Raw genomic sequence first — 21,614 nt, forward strand, 5'->3', positions numbered from 1 at the left:
CAATCAATTGCCCACATGATTTACACTTATATCGCTGTTTTTTATTCTGCTTGCCCCACTTTATTACATCCGTGCTCTTACAGGTCAAACACGCCTTTTTTTGACGATTTCATATAACAAAAAAAGCAAATTGAAACCGATTTCAATTTGCTTGATGTATATTCCTTTATTACAGTCGATTACAAAGATTCTACCAACTATTTTTGGCAATTATATCTTGTTTTCCTTTTTTAACAAATGAGGGCGGCTATCTGTGTTTGATAGCCGCCCTGCCGGGGTATATTCAAATATACAAAAAATAGACCAATATTTTATCCGGAATAATTACCTTTCTATCGTTTTCCCGCAAAATTAAACTTCAAATTTAAGCCGCCTGCGCCAAATTTTATCTGCTGTGCGCCCATTCCCTGCAGCGGATATTTTAAAAATGGCTCAATAATTAAGCGGTTTTTGCCTAAGGCTGTGCCTACGCCCACCGATAAATTCAGCGTTCTGGCAAAATAGAAACCATTGAAACTTTGGCGGTTTGTTTCTTCGGATGTTTGCTGGGTTGCGCCGCCTAGCAACGAATTATGTGGGATGCCATAACTGGTGGTATAAGCCTCATTAATAAACGTACCCGAACTTAAACCAGCCGAGAAATAAGCATCTGTTTTTTCGGGGTTAAACTCGTATTTTAAATTGATAGGTACATCAAGGCCTACCAAACTGGCATTATAATTTTTAAATACCGGGAACGAAGAAGCCGGTACCAGCTTGTTATCCTGTGCTGCAGCAGCAAATGTTACCGCATTGGCTGCGCTTGGGTTTGGCGGTACGCTGCTGTTGTATTTAAGTGTGTTTTGCGCTAAGGCAACCCCTGTAGAAAGTTTAAGGTTTTTGCTAAGCCTGATATCGGATGTAAAACCAGCCCCGGCATTTACCTGGTTGGCGCTCCCTTTGGCATAGTTAAAAAAGGTGGCTGCGTAAATGCCAAACTTTACCTTTTTATCATCGGCAGCTTTGTCTTTTGCCTTTGGTGTTTGCAAATTATCGGCAGCAAGCATTGTAGCCATGGCATTGGCCGATGATGGCTTGGCCTGCGTAGGCTGCTGGTTTACCGCATTGGGTGTTACGTTAGTGGTAGTAGTTTTGGTAGCTGGTGCAACAACCGGATTTGCTGCATATTGCTGCTTGCCTGCATTAGTAACAACGGTTTTAATACTATCTGCTTTAGTGCCTGGTGTGGCTACAATAACGGGTTGTTTATTGCCAGCAGCAGGCTGTTGGGCAGCAAGTTGGTTAACCGTGCTGTTTGTCCTGTTATTTGGGTTAACCTGTGGCTGTTTAACCGCAGGAGCGTTTATAGGTGCTTTGGTTGATGGTGTGAAAACGGCCACATTGTTTTGGCCAACAGCAGCAGCATTTACAGCCGGGTTGTTTATTGCCGGCTTTTTACGTGGATTGTTCTGATTTTGGGCAATATTGTTTTGGGCTGATATTGTAGTATCAGCAGAATTACTATTACCTGGGCCCGTGTTAGCCACTATGCGGCTAACGCTATCAATTTGTACGGCTTGTTGATGCCGGGTATTTTGCTTAACCGGTTTTATAACAGCGGTATTAGTACTGTTTGCTTTTTGTTTGTTGTTTAGCATCCATACGCCAATGGCTAAAAATAGCAGCAGGCCGGCTGCTGTGCTTGCCCACCACAGCCAAACCATAGGCCGCTTTTTCTCCTCCTCGGGGAATTTTTCCCTGAGGAGCAGCCAGCCCTCGTCGGCGGTGGTGTCTTCGTAATTATCAAACACCTCCCTGATGCGGTTCTTTAAGTCGTTATCCAACTGATCATCCATGGTTTTGTGCTTCTTGCCTTAATATTTTTCTTAATCGTTCTTTAGCTCTGCTCAAATAAACGCGCGATGAGCTTGCCGGGATAGCTAACATATTGCCAATTTCATCATGATTATAACCATCTATTTCATACATGTTAAAAATGGTAAGCTGTATGGCAGGCAGCTCATTCATCATCTTTAATATGTCTTGTGCATTTAAATTATCAACCGTACCCATATTACTGCTTATGGGCGCGGCATTATCCAACTCAACATTTAACTGGAATTTCAGATCCTTGCGCCGACGGTCGATAGCGGTGTTCACTACAATTGTACGTAGCCAGGCTTTAAAGGGTTTGTCTGTATTGTAATTATGCACGGCATTAAATACTTTAATAAAAGCATCATTTACAGCCTCCAAAGCGTCATCGCGGTTAAGGCTGTAACGCAGGCTTATACCCATGGCGTAGCCATAAAACTGCTTATACAGCATTTCCTGGTATTTAAGGCTGCCTTTTTTGCATTGGCTGATAATTTCTTCTTCAGTAATGCCTTTGGGTGGATGCATTAAGTGTGTTTAATTCCGCTTAAATATTGTGTTGTTTTTTATGTACTTACGCAATAAACAACCCTATTGATACAAATAAAAAAGATTTTCCTGTTATATAGAATCTATTAATTAATTTCATCATATATTGCTTTTAGCGATAGAAAATCAATGTGTTAGCTTTAAGCTTTGTGCATTCTGCTTTAAGCTTCTATTAACCCCATATACAGGCATCAATAGTAGTAGCTAATTATTAAACCGGGTTACCCCGACTTACCAAAAAAGCCGCCACCAAAATATGGGCGACGGCGTTTCAGTTAAAAACAATAATAATTAGTTTGCAGTTTTTACAAGGTCATAACGGCCTATAGTATCTGGGCTGGTAGATGAGCTTGCACGTAACATTTTAAAGTTGGTGCCATCGTAAATATATTGGTAAACGCCTACCAAATGATTTTTGGTACGTGGCACGCCCGATTTAAAAGTGCTATCGTTAAACTGGATGTAGTAACCATCAAAAGCAAAAGTGCCGTGGCTGCCTGCATGTTTTACAGTGGTATCGGCTGTTACCGCAAAATGATATGCATTGGTCATTTTCAAGATTATCGAATCTTTCAAGGTATCATATTTACCGGTCGAATTTTTAGTCAGGAGCCTAAACTGGCCGTTAAAAGTTCCTACCGGTGCAGATACTACAACTGATGTTCCTGAGTTTTTGGCGCAGGCTGCAAGTAAGGTTAACAACAGCGGGAGTAAGTAAAATAAATTACGCTTCATATTTTTGTTATTTGTTGTCATTACGAATATAAGCATATAAACGCTACAGCCGGATGCGAAATTTTATAGTTTTTTTGCTTCGTTCCAAAAAATGTCCATTTCGGCAAGGCTCATATCCTGTAGCTGCTTGCCATGTTCTTTGGCTTTTAACTCCAGGTATTGAAAACGTTTTATAAATTTCTGGTTTGTTTTTTCAAGCGCGTTCTCTGGGTTAATATTAATAAAGCGGGCATAATTAATAAGCGAGAATAACAAGTCGCCAAATTCACCCTCGGCCTTTTCATGATCAATGGTGGTTTCGTCTTCGGCGTTAAACTCATTTTTAAATTCCTGCAGTTCTTCTTCTACCTTGGCCCATACCTGGTTTTTCTCTTCCCAGTCAAAACCCACACCCCTGGCTTTTTCCTGTATGCGCGATGCTTTTACCAATGCCGGCAGGGAGGAAGGTACACCGCCCAAAACCGACTTATTACCCTCTTTCAGCTTAATTTGCTCCCAGTTACGTTTTACGTCTTCCTCATTTTGTACTTCCACATCGCCATAAATATGCGGATGACGGTTTATGAGTTTATCGCAAACCCCGTTTAATACATCGGTGATGTTAAAATCATTGGTTTCTGAAGCTATTTTTGAGTAAAAAACCAGGTGCAGCATAATGTCGCCCAGCTCTTTTTTAATTTCCTGCTTATCATCGCCCAAAATGGCATCGCTTAGCTCGTAGGTTTCTTCGATAGTGAGGTGCCTGAGGCTTTCAAGCGTTTGCTTTTTGTCCCAGGGGCAGTTGGCCCGCAGGTCGTCCATTATAATAAGCAGGCGTTGAAAGGCGATGGTTGAGGTAGGTGCAGTTTCAGGGGCTTTTAAAGGCATAGTATGGTGCGGTATTTTTTGCAAAGGTATGATAACATCTTTAATGCAAACTTATCCCGGTATTAATTTAAAGGTAATATTAATTAACTTTATTGGCCAACTCATAACTGTAAAACCATGATCAAGAAAATCTACCTTTCTGTGTTTTTTTTAATGCTGATAATTGAATGCTGCCAGGCACAGCAATTGATGCAAACCTCGCCGCAAAACAGTACGCTTGAACAGCCGCAGCCATTTTTATATACCATTAACACCTTAAACCCATCGGGGCGAAACTGGAGCGTGAATTACTCGGGCGGTTACGGCGAGCATACCGTTACACCGCTGGGTTTTGACGGGGTTGACCAAAATATATCTGCAAAAGGCTATTTAGGGGCAAAATTTACCTTTTTGGCCACTTTAGGTACCGGTTTTAGCAACAATGGCAGCGTACATACTTTGGAACAGGCCGAGTTGCTGCGCGATTTTATAGGCGGTAACCAGCCTATGGGTTTCCGTATAGGGGCAGGCCTGGGTTTCAGGCATGAGTTTAATAACGATAACGTGGCATTTAGCAGGATAACCGCCGCCTACGACGTTACGCGGTGGAAGATAGGGGCCAACGTTCGCTTAGAAAAAGCCTTTGCTACCAACCGCGATGGCCTTGATATTGTTACAAGCGTTGGTGTACACAGGCATATTACCGGCCAGTTTTTTGGTGGCTTTGAAGCGGTAGGGCAGGACTTAGAAGGCTTTTGGGAAACCGATGAGGCCGAAGGCGGTGCGCGTTTAATGGTTGGCCCATCTATTAATTATGCACCAACAAATTCGCGTTTTGCTTTTACCCTTTGCGGCGGGCCTATTATATATGCTACCCGGAGCGCCAACACCCAGGGCCAATTTGCTGCTTACCGCGAGCTACCGGCCAATAACGGTTTTACCCTTAAATTTAATGTAGGGTTCCGGTTTATGTAAGCTGATGGTGTCGTGTCATCGATAAATTGACGGATAGTCTTTAACCCAAAGTCTTAAGTTCCAAGTCAAAAAAATCAACTTTGGACTTACGACTTAGTACTATTGACTTAACGGAGTTTTATTGCCCGCAGCATTTCGCGTTTGCCTGCGGCGCCCGGTACCTTTTGTATGCTAAAACCAAGCGCTTTAAGCATCCGTTTAAGGTTGCCGGTTATGGCATAGGTAACAAATACACCGCCGGGCTTTACAAAACCGGCAACATGGCCAATGGCTTGCTGTTCCCACATTTCGGGCTGGTGGGATGCTGCAAAAGCGTCGAAATAAATGATATCATATTGCCGGCCGGATGGAAAATCCAATAATTTGCAGTTGGCTATTTGTAGCCGGCAATTATCGTTAATGTTTACAGAACCGGTTAAAGCCGCGCGGTAATTTGTTAAGTACGACTCCCACAATTCGGCAGGGGTATAATCATCATAACCGGTCTGGCTCATCATTTGTGCTGTAAGCGGGTATGCTTCAATACCGGTGTAGTTAAGATCGATTTGCTTAGTTGTGCAAGCATCTGCGCTCAATAAAAAATTGAGCCCTGTACCAAAGCCAACTTCTAATATACTTACCCGTGTTGTATCATTTTGATCAAGAAAATAGTTAAGCCCCGCGTTTATGAACACGTGCAGACTCTCCTGCAGCGCCCCGTTGCGCGAGTGGTATAGCTCGCCTACCTGGGCATTGTAAATGGTTTTCGAACCATCGGCGGTGGTAACTATTGAGAGTTGATGGTTCATTCGGCCCCCTCTAAATCTCCACCTGTAGGAGAGACTTTTCCTGCATGATCCAAAGCCCTTCCGCTTACCAGCGGAGTGGATTGGGTGGGGTTAAACGCTGTCACAACTTCGCCAAGGTCATAAACAGGAACTTCGCTTATGGCCCCTGCTACAATACTTGTTGCGGCAGCCGAGCGGTAACCCGCTGCGCAGTGCACAACAATGGGTTTATCTACAGGTATCTCGTTAATTCGCTCCCGCAGTTCGGGAAGGGGAATGCTGATGGCCTGTTTAAATATTTTGCCGTCGTTTACTTCGTTGGTATTCCTGACATCTATGATGGTGTAATTTTCGGGCCTGGCCTTAAAATCTTCAATATCCAGGTTGAGGAGGTTATCGCTTGTATTTTGGGGCGATAGCTGTATAGCCATGATGTTGGTTTCGTAACCTATTTTGGCAGCTTTTTTTACCAGTAAATCGGCAGTAGCGTCATCTTCTGCAACCAGGTAAAATTTTTCGTCGGGCTGCAGTATGGAGCCTAACCAGGTTTCAAACTTATCGCCATCCTGCAGGTTGATAGCGCCTGGAATGTGGCCGGCTTTGAAAAGTGTTTTAGGCCGGCTATCTATAACCGCGATTTTTTCCTGTAATTGAATATCGGCCTCGAATTTTACGATGTTATCAATACTTTGCTGAAATTTAGCGGCGCCGGTTTTATTTAACTCCACATCATAACCAAAGTATTTTGGTACAAAAGGCTGGTCGGCCGTAAGGGTTTTGATGAAGGTTGCCTCGTCCATCAGTTGCAGGGCGTAGTTTTCCTGTATTTCGCGGCCGATGGTACTTTGCAGTTCGGTGCTCATGTTTTTGCCGCATAATGATCCGGGGCCATGTGCCGGGTAAACAATAACGTTTTTGGGTAGCGTCATTAGCTTATGGCGGGTGCTCAGGTACATTTGTTTGGCCAGTTCCTCTTTTTTAGCTGTAATGTTGCCCACACTTTCGCGCAGGTCGGGGCGGCCAACATCACCTACAAAAAGGGTGTCGCCGGTAAAAACGGCTGTTTCTTTACCCTCTTCGTCTACCAGTAAAATACAAATAGAATCGGGTGAGTGGCCGGGGGTATTTATGGCTTTCAGCTTTACATCATTCAGCTGGATAACATCGCCATCGTCAAAAGTTTCATGGGGATAGGTGGCGCCGGTAAGCTTACTGCAATAAATAACGGCATCGGTAACCTGGTGAATTTCCAGGTGAGAACTTACAAAATCGGCATGCGGATGGGTTTCAATAACGCCAACGATATCGGCATTGTGCTGGGCTGCAAGGGAATAATATGGCAAAGGATCGCGTGCCGGATCAATAAGGATCATTTTACCTGTGCGGATAACGGCGTACGATGCATGCGCCAAACCTTTGTCGTAGAACTGCTGGATAATCATAACAGCCGCAAAGATAACTGTTTGGCAGGGATGTTTTAAGGTTGAAATGTTTGGAGGCTGTAAAGTTTGGGAGGCCACTTTGCCCGAAAGCTTTTCAGTTTGAATTTAAAATTCTGCCCTTTTGAACATTATATTCGTTTTCTGTGATTGCGCCGCTATCTAACAACTGCTTATACTTTTGCAATTCATCGGCTGGCGATTGATTGGGGAAGCCATAAAATGGTTTTTCATCTATTCGCCTGGTGCAATAAACTATAATTACACCTAATATGCTAAAAAACAAACCTAATAACAACCCGCCAACTGACCCGATGGTTCTTGCTGAACCCGCGTTGTACCCCCAAATTGCAGGAATAAGCCAGATGAGCGATGCAATAATAATTAAAATGATTTCAGGTGCGCCGAGTCCCATATTGTAATCAGGTTTAAGGTAAAAAAGTTATTTATTAGGTGATCAAGGTATAAAATAGTTTTATGATTTAGCCTTTAAAGCTTGAAAAAATATTTATTAAGGAGGTGTTCTCCGCAGGGGCCCTATCTTGATGCTTGCTACTTGCTACTAAAAAAGTTACCAAATCTCCGTCCTGTCATCTGGTTTTTTGTACATTTTATCCCCCGGCTTAATGTTAAAGGGCTGGTACCAGGCACTAATGTTGGTTAAGGTGGCGTTAACGCGGTGCTTATCGGGCGAGTGCGGATCTGAAAGGATGCGCTTGGCTGCTGCTTCGGGGCGTTGCAAACTGCGCCATACCTGTGCCCATGACAGGAAGAAACGCTGTTTGGGTGTAAAACCGTCTATCGTATCGGTCGATTGGCCTTGTTTTGTTTTCAGGAAAGCCTCATAGGCAATGTTTAAGCCTCCTAAATCAGCAAGGTTTTCGCCAAGGGTGAGTTTGCCATTTATACGCAGGGTATCCAATATAGTAAGTTTATTGTATTGCACTACCAGCCGGTTGGTAAGCGCTTTAAACTTCTCGGCATCGCTTTTTTTCCACCAATCGCGCAGTGCGCCGTCGGCGTCATATTGGCGGCCCTTATCGTCAAACCCGTGCGTTATTTCGTGGCCCATTATTGCTCCTATCGCACCATAGTTTATGGCATCATCGGCCCTTAAATCAAAAAAAGGGAATTGCAGCATACCTGCCGGGCAAACAATTTCGTTGTTGGTTTCAGAGTAGTAAGCGTTCGCGGTTTGCGGCGTCATTCCCCAACTGGTTTTATCAATAGGTTTGCCCAGGTGGCTAACAATGAAATTGTAGCGCCATTTGGATACGCTGCGCAAGTTGGCTACATAGTTATCACGGTTTATAACTACCCCACTGTATTTTTCCCATTTATCAGGATACCCTATTTTTACTGTAAAGGCGTACAGTTTTTTTAACGCATGTTCCTTTGTTTCAGGGCTCATCCAATCCAGGTGTTTAATTCGGTCGCCCATGGCTGTTTTCAGGTTGTTTACAAGCGCTATCATGTGCTGCCTGGCAGCCGGGGTGAAATATTTTTCTACAAACAGTTGTCCCAATAATTCGCCAAGTGTTGCATCAACAACATAGCTCATCCGCTCGTTTCGTGGTGCTTGTTCTTTTTCGCCGGTTAAGGCGCTGTTATAAGCAAAGCTTGCCTGTACAAAACGCGAACTTAAGCTTACTGAAGCGGCTCTTAATATATTCCATTTAAAATATATTTTCCAGTTTTCAACAGGTGTGGCCGCCAATAACGAATCGGCGGCTTTGAAAAATGCCGGCTGACTAACTAATATGCTGTCCTGGCCAGGGGCATTTAGCTTTGGCAATAGTGTGGTCCAGTTTAAATGTGGGGTAACTTTAGTAAAATCGGCCAACCGGAATTTATTGTAGATAACATGCGGGTCGCGCATGGCCACACGGCTAAGCTGCGCTTTTGCCAAAGCAGCTTCAATGTTATAAACTATTGCCGCATTCTTTTCAGCTTCACTGGTTGTGCTGCCAGTTAAGGTGAACAACGTTGCTGCGAATGTTTTTAAAGCGTCCTGGGCATTTTTTGATCGCTTATCGTTTTTTAAATAGAAATCCCGATCAGGTAGTGTAGTGCCTCCCTGGCTGATGCGAACAATATACTTTGATATATTTTTATCGTCCTGGTCAACCTCCAGCCGGAATATCTGGGCGAATATGCCATTAACACGATCAAAAGCTAGTTCGTTAATAAGGTCATCAAGATTTTTGACTTTGTCGATGTGCTCCAGTTCGGGCTTTATTGGCGAATAACCCAGCTTTTCGATAGTGAGGCTATCCATACCGCTGGCGTAAAGGTCGCCAACGCGTTGTTTAATGCTGCCTTTAGGTTCGGTTATAGATTGGCGGCTCACTTGGTCCAATAAGGCCAAAAGCTTTTGGGTGTTTTGCTGCCGTAGTATGGCAAAGCTGCCCCAACGGTTTTCTTTGGCCGGTATGGGGTTGTTTTTAATCCAGTTGCCGTTGGCATACTCAAAAAAATCGTCGCCGGGCTTAACGGATATATCCATATTGGCCGGATCGATGAATTTTGTTGGTGCGGTAGCCTGGTGTTTTTGTTTTTGGGATTTTGTTTTATGAGCTGTTTGTGCATTTACCGAAAGTGACAAAATACCCATGTACATGAAACACCAGAACTTTAATTTCATAGCTATTATTTGAAAATTAAAGGTAGTAAATTACAGCAAAGATGTACAGAACGATGGCCCGGACCGTTTAACGGTTAAACCAGTTTATAACAAAGCCCAGTTTTGACCTTTTTAAAACATCGAGCCAAAAACGGTGTATATGCAGTGATTTCATGACTAATAATGTTTGCGTAGTATAATAACTTTTTAATTGTAAAAATATTGTGAGGTGTTTCTGTTGCCCGGTTCGGGTTGCCTGTTGCCGGTTAAAATGTGGACAAATTAGCTTGAATCTGTTGCGTGGTTCGGGTTGCCTGTTGCCGGTTAAAATGTGGATAAATTATAGCTTGAATCTGTTGCGTGGTTCGGGTTGCCTGTTAAAATGTGGACAAATTATAGCTTGAATCTGTTGCCGGTTACACGCATCGGTTATCTAAACTTTGTTTCGATAGCCTGGCCCTCAAACCGCGCAGCGCCAAACCTCCAACACCGAACCCCGCAACCCGAACCTCGCTCCCCGACCCCCCAAAAAACCTATTTGCTATGAACCCCTAACTATCGTATTTTTGCGCGTTATGAATATTGCTAAAACATATTTGCCTAAAGAAACCGAAGATAAATGGTACAGTTACTGGTTAAAGCACGATTTTTTTAAATCGGTGCCCGATGAGCGCGAACCTTATACTATAGTTATTCCGCCGCCAAATGTTACCGGTGTTTTGCACATGGGGCATATGCTAAACAATACCATACAGGATGTGCTGGTACGCCGCGCCCGTATGAAAGGCAAAAATGCCTGCTGGGTACCCGGTACCGATCATGCCAGTATAGCTACCGAGGCCAAAGTTGTGGCTATGCTTAAAGAGCGCGGCATTAGCAAAAAAGACCTTACCCGCCCTGAGTTTTTAACTTATGCCTGGGAGTGGAAAGAAAAATATGGTGGCATCATCCTCGATCAGCTTAAAAAATTAGGCGCATCATGCGATTGGGGCCGTACCAAATTTACCATGGACCCCGAAATGTCTGAAGCGGTAATAGATACCTTTATCCACCTGTACAAAAAAGGCCTGATATATCGTGGCGTACGCATGGTAAACTGGGACCCACAAGGGAAAACGGCGGTAAGCGATGAGGAGGTTATCCGTAAAGAAGTAAATCAAAAGCTATACTATATTAAGTATCAAGTATCAAGTATCAAGTATCAAGTCAATGAAACAGACGAAAAAAAGTCTGACGACTTGATACTTGATACTGATTACTTAACCATTGCCACCACGCGCCCGGAAACAATTATGGCCGATGCTGCAATCTGTGTTAACCCCAACGATGAACGCTATTTTCATTTGCATGGCAAACGGGTATTTATTCCGTTAATTAACCGCGAGATTCCGGTAATATTGGATGAGTATGTTACCATGGATTTTGGTACCGGTTGTTTAAAGGTTACCCCGGCCCATGACTTAAATGACTATGAGCTCGGCCAAAAACATAACCTGCCTGTTATTGATATTTTAAATGATGACGGTACGCTGAACGAGAAAGCGCAGATTTTGGTAGGTGAGGATCGTTTTATCGCCCGTAAAAAAATTGCCGTTTTATTGGAGGAAGCCGGCGCTTTAGCTAAGGTGGAAGACTATAAATCGCAAATTGGTTTCAGCGAACGTACCGATGCCGTTATTGAGCCAAAATTATCGATGCAGTGGTTTTGCAAAATGGACGAGATGGCCAAGCCTGCTTTGGATTATGTATTGAATGGCGACATAAAACTGATACCAGAAAAATTCACGAACACCTACCGCCACTGGATGGAAAACGTGAAGGATTGGTGTATTAGCCGGCAGCTTTGGTGGGGGCAGCAAATTCCCGCCTGGTATATGCCAAACGGTAAATATGTTATTGCTAAAAATATTGATGAAGCTTTAATTGAAGCTAAACTCATCACTCAAAGCTCGTCACTCACAACTCAAGACCTGACGCAGGAAGAAGATGTGGTTGATACCTGGTTTTCATCGTGGTTGTGGCCGATATCTGTTTTTGATGGTTTTAGAGACCCTGATAATGCGGATATTAACTACTATTATCCAACTAACGACCTGGTAACCGCACCCGAGATCCTGTTTTTTTGGGTAGCCAGGATGATTATGGCCGGGCATGAGTTTAGGGGAGAGCTGCCTTTTAGAAATGTTTACCTTACGGGTATTGTACGGGATAAGCTGGGCCGCAAAATGTCCAAATCATTGGGTAACTCACCCGATCCGCTTGATCTGATCGAGCAATACGGCGCTGATGGCGTGCGTGTGGGTATGCTGTTGTGCTCACCAGCAGGGAACGATTTAATGTTTGATGTAAGCTACTGCGAACAGGGCCGTAATTTTGCCAACAAAATATGGAATGCCTTTAAGCTTTTAAAAGGCTGGGAAGTTGATGATAGCCTTGAAAACCCTAATGCGATAGCGATTGAGTGGTTTGGCAGTCGTTTTAACCAGGCCCTGGGCGAGATTGAAGATAACTTTGGGCAATACCGTTTGTCAGAAGCGTTAATGGCTACCTACAAGCTGGTATGGGACGATTTCTGCGCCTGGTACCTGGAGATGATTAAGCCCGCTTACCAGCAACCTATTGATAAAGTTACCTATGCCGCTACTGTTCAGTATTTTGAAAATATTTTGAAAGTGCTGCACCCCTTTATGCCATTCCTCACCGAAGAATTATGGCATGATGAAATATTTGGCGAACGAGCCGAAAAAGACTGTTGCATTGTTGCTCAATTGCCAAATATTGGGGAAATAAATACACAGCTACTTGGGGAAGTAGAGATCATAAAAATTGTCCTTACGCAAATCAGGTACATTCGCAATAAAAATGAAATTTCGCCTAAAGAGGCGCTGGAGCTTTCATGTAAATCAAACTCGGGTATAAATTACAGCCAGTACGCGGCTATTATAGCCAAATTGGGTAACATAAACCAGTTTGCTATGGTTACCGATAAAGTTTCAGGTGCAGTTAATTTTATTGCTTCAACCGATGAATTTTTTATTCCGTTAAGTCAAAATCTTGATCCGGTTGCCGAGTGCGCCAGGCTTGTAAAAGAGAAGGAATACCTGTTGGGCTTTTTAAAATCTGTTAACGCAAAGCTTGGTAACGAGCGCTTTATGGCCAATGCCAAGCCCGAAATTATTGAGATTGAGCAACGCAAAAAGGCCGATGCCGAAGCCAAATTAGCCATCATTGAACAAAATATGATTGATTTGGCTTGCTAATTGCATGAATGAGAGGCTGCGAAATACAAAACTAAAATAGCTTTCAATCTTAATTGACTGGCTATAGCGTTTGGTATTAGCAATGTGCTTTAATCATGAGTAAGGGAGTAAACTTTTTCAATTTTTCAATTTTTAGCATTTTATCAAAGGAGCAGTCTTTTCTTGATCAGGCGCGTATTAGGCTGCTTTATTTTGGGTTTCCTTTGGTTTTCATTGCCTTAGGGGCCGTTTTGATGAGCGTTTATTTCCAGGGGCAAACTATGCTGGCTTATACGGCCGGCGCATTAATGGTTTGTGTTGCCGCGCTGTTTAAATTTTTAACATACCGGCCTCAATGGCGTTTAATATCTCATTTACTGCTTAGTGCAGGCACTGTTGTTAACATTAGCATAGTTTATATTACGTTGCAAACCGTGAATATAGTTACGGTACAGGTAATTATATTGGTTATCGTATTTAGCTATTATATGCTTGGGCAAACCGGCGGGCTGATTTACTCGTTGTTAAACACAGTACCCGTGTTGATTTTCATGATTATTGAATTTACAAAGGGGTACGTTATCGGAATTAAGCCAGACAGGATAGATCAATCAACTATTATTATTACCCTTTTTGCCAACTTTATCCTGTTGATATTTATACACAGCCATTTTTATACGGCGTTTTTAAAAAATATAAAACAGCTGAAAGAAAGCGGCGAGGATCAGGTTGCGCTAAACGCCCAGCTCGAAAAAGCAATAAGCAAAGCCGAGAAATCAACCCAGGCCAAATCAGAATTTTTATCAACCATGTCGCACGAGATCCGCACGCCTTTAAATGCGGTAATTGGCATGAGCAACCTGCTCATGATGGGCAACCCGCGGGCCGATCAGAAAGAAAACCTGGAGATACTGAGATTTTCGGCCAATAATCTTTTAGCGGTAGTAAATGATGTGCTTGATTTTAATAAGATAGAATCGGGCAAGGTTGTTTTTGAAAATATCAGGTTTAACCTGGTTGAGTTGATGAATAATATTTGCGGCGCACAAATAATTAAGGCCGAGGAAAAAGGACTGTTGTTTAAGCTGGATGTGGATAGCACGCTGAACAACAAGATAATTTTTGGCGACCCCACCCGTATTACCCAGATTATTTATAACCTGGTGAGTAATGCTATAAAATTTACAGCAACCGGCAATATATGGGTTAAGGCTACCTGTTTTGAGGACAGGCACGATAGGGTTACGGTGAAATTTTCGATAAAGGATACAGGTATTGGTATCGAGGAGCACAACCTTACCAGTATTTTTGAACCGTTTACCCAGGAATCATTAACAACAACCCGCCAGTACGGTGGCACCGGCCTGGGTTTGGCTATTGTGAAACGCTTACTTGATTTGCAGGGCCTGCATATGCACATATCCAGCAAACCCGGCTCAGGTTCGGAGTTTTCGTTTAATATGGAGTTCCCGGTATCAACAGAAGTGGCTATTGAAAAAGCGATAGCTCCGTTGGTACAGCCGCAGGAAAAAACCGATGTTATATCGGGTATCCGCGTGCTTATTGCCGAAGATAACCTTGTAAATGTTATGCTGATGAAAAAGCTATTATCTAAATGGAATATAATACCAACCGTTGCCGAAAACGGCTTGCGCGCGGTTGAACTGATGCAATACGGTAACTTTGATATTATATTGATGGACCTGCAGATGCCGGTGATGAGCGGGCTTGACGCTACCATGGAAATCAGGAAAATGGCCGATCCTAAAAAGTCGCTTATTCCAATTATCGCCCTTACGGCTTCGGCGTTGCTGGATATTAAAGAGAAAATTTTTGAGGCAGGTATGAATGATTATATTTCAAAACCATTTAAGCCCGATGAATTGCTGGAAAAAATGCAGCTGCTGGTACACGCAGCTTAAACCGGTTTGCTGTAAACCGGCAGTTCTTCAATAAACTGATAGTTTCTTAGTTGGTGATTGATTGTGCAATAATAATGCTGCAAGCCGTTACTTACCGCCAATAACGATACTTTGTGCACCATATTATACCGGGCCACCTGGTCGAAAGTTTTTTGATCGATACTAACGGATGGCGCTTTGCATTCTACAATCAAAATCCGTTGCCCGCTGCTGTTAAATACTACTATATCTGTACGTTTCTGCAACCCGTTAAGCTTCAGCCCACCCTCGAGCCGGATGAGTGACCGTGGATATCCTTTTTGCCTGATTAGGTATTGTACAAAATGTTGCCGTACCCACTCTTCGGGGGTAAGGATGATGTTTTTTTTTACGGATCTCGTCAAACAAGCTCAACTGCCCGTTATCGTCGCTTATTTTAAAAGGATAGGGGGGGAGATTGAGAGGAGGTAAATTMAAAATTCAAAATTAAAAAGCCAAAAGTAAAAAGGAATATCTGAAACATCGGCCTGTTTTATTGCTTAATTAAAAATTCAACAAAGGAAGTGTGGCATATGGCCACAAACCCGGCACTTTTCAAAATATTACTTTCCACATTTACATCATTATGCGGCATTACCGCTTTGATTTTTTTAATTTTGAATCTTCAGCCAGGAATTCATTTTTGAATTTTGACTTTTGAATTTTGACTTATGGGAGCTGCCGATATAGTAAAGGATATAAAGAACCGTAAATACAAACCCCTGTACCTGCTGCACGGCGAAGAGCCTTATTTTATTGATGTGGTGAGCAACTACATTGAACACCACCTGCTGCCCGAGGCCGAGAAAGGCTTTAACCAAACCGTGGTATACGGTAAGGATACAGAGATGATGACTGTGCTTAACGCGGCTAAACGTTACCCCATGATGGCCGATTACCAGGTAGTAATGGTAAAAGAAGCCCAGGATATGAAATGGGGCAAGGATGATGACAGCAAAAAAGGAATCGACCCTTTATTGAGTTACCTGGAAAAGCCCCTGCCAAGTACCATACTTGTGTTTTGTTATAAGTACGGCAGGTTTGATAAGCGCAAGAAAACTTACAAAGCGATAGAAAAAAACGGGCTTATTTTTGAGTCGGCACCTTTATATGATAGTAAGATACCGGCCTGGATAGAGGGCTTTATAAGCGATAAAGGTTATAAAATAAACCAGCAGGCATCAGCCATGTTATCTGAATACCTGGGCAACGACCTATCTAAAATAGCTAATGAATTGGAGAAGCTGATGCTTAACATAGCAGCCGGGCAGGAAATTACCCTGAAACTGGTGCAGGATAATATAGGTATCAGTAAAGAGTATAATGTATTTGAGCTGCAAACCGCCCTTGGCAAAAAGGATGTTTTAAAGGTTAACCAGATTATTAATTATTTTGAGGCAAACCCCAAAGCAAACCCGATTGTGCTGGTACTGGGCAACCTGAATAACTTTTTCAGCAAGGTGTTGGCCTATCATTATGTAAAAGATAAATCGCCCCAGAACGTAGCCCGAGAGATAGGGGTGAACCCTTATTTTGTGAAGGATTATGAGTTGGCCGGCCGCAGTTACAATTACCCCAAAACAATGCAAATCATTAGCTATCTGCGCGAATATGACCTGAAAAGCAAAGGTGTTGAATCAAACGCGCCCCATGGCGAATTGATGAAAGAACTGATGTTTAAAATACTGCACTAAGCCATTGTTTCCCTAAAATACTTCTGTATTACAATATTAATCAGGTAACATTTTTGTTAGGTGTAGCATGTGCCTGTGTTTGTCCGTAGCGCTGGTGTTTCATGCAAAAATGCCCTTTTAGCCTAATTTAAGGGTTTTTTATCTCCATGGTAACGGGGCTTGTTACAATGTAATTAACTATTTACATTGTAATAAAATTAACCGGTAATTTAATTTATTATGTTCACCTCATCAAAGGCAACCTGCAGTGCTTTTGGGCCTGATCATAAAACATAAATTATTGAAATATGATACTTCTATTCTGCGGATTATCTGGGGCTGGTAAAACAACATTGGCTAAAAATGTTGCAAATGAATTAACCGAACTGGGGATAAGAACTGAAATAATTGACGGCGATGAGTATCGCAACGAAATTTGCCGCGATTTGGGCTTTAGTAAGGCAGATCGCTGTGAAAATATCCGAAGGCTGGGCTTTATTGCCAGCCGTTTCTCGGCTCATGGTATTGTAACTATCGTGAGCGCTATAAACCCTTATGACGAAATGCGCCGCGAGCTAGCCGAAAAATATGAACATGTAAACATTGTGCATATTGATTGCCCGGTAAAAAAACTCATCAGCCGCGATACCAAAGGGCTTTACAGGAAAGCATTTTTACCCGACGGGCACCCCAATAAACTGAGCAACCTTACAGGTATTAACGCGCAGTTTGATGTTCCATATGCTCCCGACTTATACATAAATACCAGCCAAAACACAGTAATACAAAGTACCTCCTCTTTGCTTTATTTTATCCTGAATAATCTTCATCCGGTTGATAGGGTTGAAAAAAAAGTAGCCCATAACAGTTAAAATCTGTAGGTAGCTACTATTTATTGCAAAACTCATTATGCAGAAACGAACACTTATTATAGCCGGTATGCACCGCTCCGGAACCTCGCTTATAGCGCACTGGCTTACCAAATGTGGTATGCAGTTGGGCGAGAAGCTGGTTGAACCAGGGCCCGGGAACCCCGATGGGCATTTTGAAGATGTGGAGTTTTTAAAAATGCACGAAGAGATACTGGCCAGTAATAACCTGCCCAAAACCGGGTTAACAGACGGGCATGTTGATGCTTTTTCTATTTACGAGAAAGAGAAGGTTAAAAGCGTTATCAGGGTTAAGCAACAGTTGTACGATCAATGGGGCTGGAAAGACCCCCGCACGTGTATGTTTCTTGATGTTTATAAGGAACTTATCCCGGATGCCTGCTATTTGGTTATTGTACGCGATTACCGGGCGGTAACCAGTTCATTGTTGCGGCGGGAGTTTAAAATTGTTGACAGAAAGTACCTCGGCCGTAAATACCTATCGAGGTTAATATGGCTGATTTTTAGACGGGCACGCAGAAAAAATGCTTTTTACCGGATAAATACCGAAGCCTATTTAAAAGTTTGGATTAACTATACCAGTGATATTTTAGCGTGCATTAAAAAGCTGGCTCCCGAGGCTTTTGTTGTAGTTAATTACGATATGTTGAGCAAAGAGGATACTTGTGTTTTTGGGCACCTGCAAAACAAATGGAATTTTTCGTTAACCTATTCAAAATTTAAGGATGTGTTTAAAGAGAACCTGATAGGCCAGGATATTGATATAAACCCATATATTGCTGATAAATCCCTATTAAACCAGGCAAAGGAATTACAGGACGAATTGATGGGTTACATGAGCCTTTGAAGGGAAGTCTTTAGTCGAAAGTCTTAAGTTCTAAGTCAAAAAAAGACTTCCGACTAAAGACTTCCGACTAAGGAGTTATAACTATTTAACACTACTTACTTTCTATCCATTCCTCTGCCGATTTAACATCTGTAAAAAACTCTATCACTAATTTGCCTTTTAGTGTGTAAATGCTTTTACGGGCAGATAGCTGGCTGAAAACACTTGGCGAGTGTACCCAGGCAAAATAACGTAATCCTGCCTTCTCCATGTCTGGGAACCATTCGGTATTACCCCAGTCAGATGCTTCCGACCAATTGCCCAAAACATAAATGTTGCTGTTAAGTACCTTGCTTATGTTGTTTTTAACAAGTATATCCTGCATTTTTAAACAGCCGTGCTGTACTGTTTCGAGGTTTTGGAACCCTATCCAATCAACATCAAGTCGGCTATGCTGTGGGTTTAATTTGATGGTAATGGTATCATCCTGGTAATGGGTATCGTTATCTGCAAGGGGCTTTGTTTTGGTAACCGTATCAGGTATCAGCCTGAAAAAGAAAGTTGAGCCTTTACCCGGAGTGCTTTCAATCCAAAAGCTGCCATTATGCCTTTTTAATATCTCGGCCGATATAAACAGGCCAAGGCCAAGCCCCTCAAAACGCATAGCGGTGTTATCAACCCGGTAGTAACGGTCAAACAGCCGCATCAGGTTCTTTTCTTCGATGCCGATGCCAAAATCCTCTACAGAAACTATAATGCTGCCATCGGAATGTACGCTGCAATTAACCAATACTTTTTCGCCTTCGGGCGAATATTTGATGGCGTTGCTCAGTAAATTATTTACCACCTGTTCCAGCCGGAAACGATCGCCGGTATAAGTTACATCGTCAGCTTTTTCAAGAATGATCCGGTGCGATGTGGTAGCCTGCTGCACACTCTCTATACTATCTTTAAGCATCTCCAGGAAGTTGAAGGGCTCCATCGTATACTTTATTTTGCCTGCGTTGATACGGGTTACATCCAACAGGTCATTAATCAGCTTCTCTAACCGTAATACATGCGAAGCAGATTTTTGAACAAAGCTGCCAAGCTTCTGCGGGTCTGCCGTACGCTGCATCAATTGGTTAAACGCTTTGATGCTGGTAAGCGGCGTTTTTAGTTCGTGGCTGGCAATAGATAGGAATTCATCTTTCTTTTGTTCGTTATTTTTTTGAATTTCGATATTGGTATTTGTACCCAGCCATAACCTGATCTGTCCGTTCTCCACCAGCGGAAGCGCACGGGCCAAATGCCAAACGTACTGTCCATCGTGAAACTTGAGGCGAAACTCCACCATAAATTCAGTGCCGCTTTGCAGCGCGGCCTTCCATCTTTTCGAACTGAGCTGCCTGTCATCGGGATGGATAAATTCCTGCAGGCTGCGACCCAATATCTGGTCCATGCTTTGGCCAAAATCGTCGCAAACCACTTCGTTTACATAATCCAGCGAGCCGTCTGGCCGGGCTGTCCAAACCTGTTGAGGCATGGCGTTAAGTAAAAAGCGAAAACGCTGTTCGTTTTCCTTCTCTTTTTGGCGGGTAAGTACGGTTTCGGTCAGCTCAAAAACAAAAACTAAAATACCGTCAACAACACCGTCGCCATCGTACCTGGCCTGGTAAATAAAATTAAAATAACGATCTTCAATATTGCCGTCGGCCTTGCGTGCCAGGGGTACTAAAAGCTCCTTACCCTCAAAAGTATTGCCGGTGTAATACACACTTTTTAATATGTCAATAATGGGGGTGCCGTTCAGCTCCGGCAGTGCCTCTTTAATGGGTTTTCCTAATAAATCGCGTCCCGGGAAAAGCTGCTGATAAGGAGGGTTTACCAGCTCAAATACCATTTCGGGGCCGTCAAGTACACAAATGCCGGTTGGTACCTGCATAAAAAAACGTTTCAGCCGGTCGCGCTCCCTGGCGGCCTCGGCCTGGGCATTAAACAGTTCTATATTACGCTGCTGAACCCTTTCTTCCAATTCATCATTAAGCAGCTGTATATTTTGCTGTGCCTTGAAAAGCTCTTCGTTGGTAGTATGTAACTCTTCATTTGCCGATTGTAGCTCCTCATTGCTGGCCTGTACTTCTTCATGGGCATTGGCCAAACCATAGTTTAAAGCCAATAATTCTGCCTCGTTTTGCTCCAGGCGCTTTTGGGCCAAAACAAGGTCGGTTATTTCATATTTAAAACTTAAAACGGATGCTATTTCGCCATCGTCATTGCGCACGGCCTGGTATACATAATTAAAATAATGCTCTTTAACCGGGCCGCCCGGCTCATCGGCCAGCGGGATATTGATCTCGTTACCTGCAATGGTTTCGCCGGTTTTGTACACGTGCTGGAGGATATCCCAAATTGGCTGACCGGCCACTTCGGGCAGGGCATATAATAAGGGCTTACCCAATACTTCCCGATTGGGAAAAAGCTCCGATTTATAGCGTGGGTTTATAAATTCGTACACCATGTCGGGCCCGGTAACTATCGCTATCTGGGCCGGAATTTCGGCAAAAAGTTTTTCAATTTGCCTGCTTAATCTTTCGGCTGTAGCGGCTGCCTGGGTTTCTTTATCCAGGCTGTCTTTTAAAGCGCGTTCGGCAAGCACCTGCTGGGTAACATCTTCGGTATGATGAATGATATAACAAATTTCACCCTCGGCATCCAAAATCGGTGTATGCGACGTTTTCCAATACCGCTCTTCTACCTGCAGCGGATCATTAAGAGTTGGTATATCAAACCGCATCACAGGCAGCTGATGTGGCTGTAAGGTTTCCAATACTTTACTCAGCGAAAGCGCAATCCCGCCTTCTTCTGACGACCAATCCGGAATTTTTGGGAATACATCAAAAAGATATTGCTCTTCAATTTCAACACGGGTTTTGTTGGTAAGCTGCAAGTAAACATTGCTGGCCGCGAGCATGTATAACGCAGGCGAGAGTACGAGATAGGGTTGAGGTAAGGTCTCAAAAACCCTTAACATTTCCGGGGGTAATGCAGAACTGTGTTTTAAAGCCATTTAAGCTATAGAAAGATGTATACAACGTTACTAAACGAATAGCAGATATTAAAATGATATTAACTGTGAAATTGTTTTAGAAATTATTCATTGGTTCATTGGTTCATTGGTTCATTGGTTCATTGGTTCATTGGTTCATTGGTTCATTGGTTCATTGGTTCATTGGTTCATTGGTTCATTGGTTCATTGGTTCATTGGTTCATTGGTTC

The 21,614-nt window shown here is 43.0% G+C and carries 17 protein-coding genes; 6 read left to right on the top strand and 11 right to left on the bottom strand.

Annotated features, from left to right (window positions below):
- The 5 genes from AC1DV1_RS29535 to mazG all read right to left on the bottom strand — a co-directional run.
- On the bottom strand, nucleotides 1-88 hold an 88-nt coding region (locus AC1DV1_RS29535; RefSeq protein ID WP_477367809.1), incomplete at its 3' end, for an IS1/IS1595 family N-terminal zinc-binding domain-containing protein.
- Between the two features lie 244 nt (nucleotides 89-332).
- Nucleotides 333-1,835 (bottom strand): hypothetical protein, encoded by a 1,503-nt coding sequence (locus tag AC1DV1_RS29540; protein WP_477367758.1) that lies wholly within the window; start codon nucleotides 1,833-1,835, stop codon nucleotides 333-335.
- Nucleotides 1,828-2,382, bottom strand: a complete 555-nt coding sequence (locus AC1DV1_RS29545) for an RNA polymerase sigma factor (RefSeq protein WP_090652815.1) — start codon at nucleotides 2,380-2,382, stop codon at nucleotides 1,828-1,830. The genes AC1DV1_RS29540 and AC1DV1_RS29545 overlap by 8 nt, the downstream gene beginning before the upstream one ends.
- A 312-nt stretch (nucleotides 2,383-2,694) precedes the next feature.
- Nucleotides 2,695-3,138: a hypothetical protein gene (locus AC1DV1_RS29550; RefSeq protein WP_477367761.1), complete on the bottom strand. Its 444-nt coding sequence runs from the start codon at nucleotides 3,136-3,138 to the stop codon at nucleotides 2,695-2,697.
- A gap of 63 nt (nucleotides 3,139-3,201) precedes the next feature.
- Nucleotides 3,202-4,005, bottom strand: a complete 804-nt coding sequence (mazG, locus tag AC1DV1_RS29555; RefSeq protein ID WP_477367765.1) for a nucleoside triphosphate pyrophosphohydrolase — start codon at nucleotides 4,003-4,005, stop codon at nucleotides 3,202-3,204.
- Between the two features lie 117 nt (nucleotides 4,006-4,122).
- Here mazG and AC1DV1_RS29560 point away from each other — a divergent pair, with 117 nt between their 5' ends.
- On the top strand, nucleotides 4,123-4,959 hold the full coding sequence (locus tag AC1DV1_RS29560; RefSeq protein ID WP_477367768.1) for a hypothetical protein: 837 nt from the start codon (nucleotides 4,123-4,125) through the stop codon (nucleotides 4,957-4,959).
- A gap of 107 nt (nucleotides 4,960-5,066) precedes the next feature.
- Here AC1DV1_RS29560 and mnmC2 read toward each other — a convergent pair whose 3' ends face one another.
- The 4 genes from mnmC2 to AC1DV1_RS29580 form a co-directional block, all read right to left on the bottom strand.
- The gene (gene mnmC2 / locus AC1DV1_RS29565; RefSeq protein WP_477367771.1) at nucleotides 5,067-5,747 is read right to left on the bottom strand and encodes a tRNA (5-methylaminomethyl-2-thiouridine)(34)-methyltransferase MnmC2; all 681 of its coding nucleotides are present in this window, start codon (nucleotides 5,745-5,747) and stop codon (nucleotides 5,067-5,069) included.
- Nucleotides 5,744-7,168, bottom strand: a complete 1,425-nt coding sequence (locus tag AC1DV1_RS29570; protein ID WP_477367774.1) for an MBL fold metallo-hydrolase — start codon at nucleotides 7,166-7,168, stop codon at nucleotides 5,744-5,746. Before AC1DV1_RS29570 ends, mnmC2 begins: the two co-directional genes overlap by 4 nt.
- A gap of 94 nt (nucleotides 7,169-7,262) precedes the next feature.
- Entirely contained in the window at nucleotides 7,263-7,580 is a 318-nt protein-coding gene (locus AC1DV1_RS29575; protein ID WP_477367777.1) for an SHOCT domain-containing protein, read from the bottom strand.
- Between the two features lie 156 nt (nucleotides 7,581-7,736).
- The gene (locus tag AC1DV1_RS29580) at nucleotides 7,737-9,809 is read right to left on the bottom strand and encodes a M13 family metallopeptidase (RefSeq protein ID WP_477367780.1); all 2,073 of its coding nucleotides are present in this window, start codon (nucleotides 9,807-9,809) and stop codon (nucleotides 7,737-7,739) included.
- Nucleotides 9,810-10,363: 554 nt separating this feature from the next.
- On the opposite strand from AC1DV1_RS29580, the gene AC1DV1_RS29585 reads away from it, so the two are divergent.
- Entirely contained in the window at nucleotides 10,364-13,048 is a 2,685-nt protein-coding gene (locus AC1DV1_RS29585) for a valine--tRNA ligase (RefSeq protein WP_477367783.1), read from the top strand.
- A gap of 95 nt (nucleotides 13,049-13,143) precedes the next feature.
- Entirely contained in the window at nucleotides 13,144-14,949 is a 1,806-nt protein-coding gene (locus tag AC1DV1_RS29590; protein ID WP_477367786.1) for an ATP-binding protein, read from the top strand.
- Here the strand turns inward: AC1DV1_RS29590 and AC1DV1_RS29595 are convergent.
- On the bottom strand, nucleotides 14,946-15,332 hold the full coding sequence (locus tag AC1DV1_RS29595; RefSeq protein WP_477367789.1) for a type I restriction enzyme HsdR N-terminal domain-containing protein: 387 nt from the start codon (nucleotides 15,330-15,332) through the stop codon (nucleotides 14,946-14,948). The genes AC1DV1_RS29590 and AC1DV1_RS29595 overlap by 4 nt on opposite strands.
- A 306-nt stretch (nucleotides 15,333-15,638) precedes the next feature.
- Here AC1DV1_RS29595 and holA point away from each other — a divergent pair, with 306 nt between their 5' ends.
- From holA to AC1DV1_RS29610, 3 genes are all read left to right on the top strand, one after another.
- Nucleotides 15,639-16,661 (top strand): DNA polymerase III subunit delta, encoded by a 1,023-nt coding sequence (gene holA / locus AC1DV1_RS29600; protein WP_477367794.1) that lies wholly within the window; start codon nucleotides 15,639-15,641, stop codon nucleotides 16,659-16,661.
- Nucleotides 16,662-16,948: 287 nt separating this feature from the next.
- On the top strand, nucleotides 16,949-17,512 hold the full coding sequence (gene cysC, locus AC1DV1_RS29605) for an adenylyl-sulfate kinase (RefSeq protein WP_477367797.1): 564 nt from the start codon (nucleotides 16,949-16,951) through the stop codon (nucleotides 17,510-17,512).
- A 37-nt stretch (nucleotides 17,513-17,549) separates the two neighbouring features.
- Complete coding sequence (locus AC1DV1_RS29610; RefSeq protein WP_477367800.1) at nucleotides 17,550-18,377, top strand: sulfotransferase; 828 nt, start codon at nucleotides 17,550-17,552, stop codon at nucleotides 18,375-18,377.
- 91 nt (nucleotides 18,378-18,468) lie between these two features.
- Here AC1DV1_RS29610 and AC1DV1_RS29615 read toward each other — a convergent pair whose 3' ends face one another.
- Nucleotides 18,469-21,405, bottom strand: coding sequence for a PAS domain-containing protein (locus AC1DV1_RS29615; RefSeq protein WP_477367805.1), 2,937 nt, complete (start codon nucleotides 21,403-21,405; stop codon nucleotides 18,469-18,471).
- Nucleotides 21,406-21,614 lie beyond the last annotated feature (209 nt).

It is taken from the genome of Mucilaginibacter sp. P4_D1, from assembly GCF_056401935.1.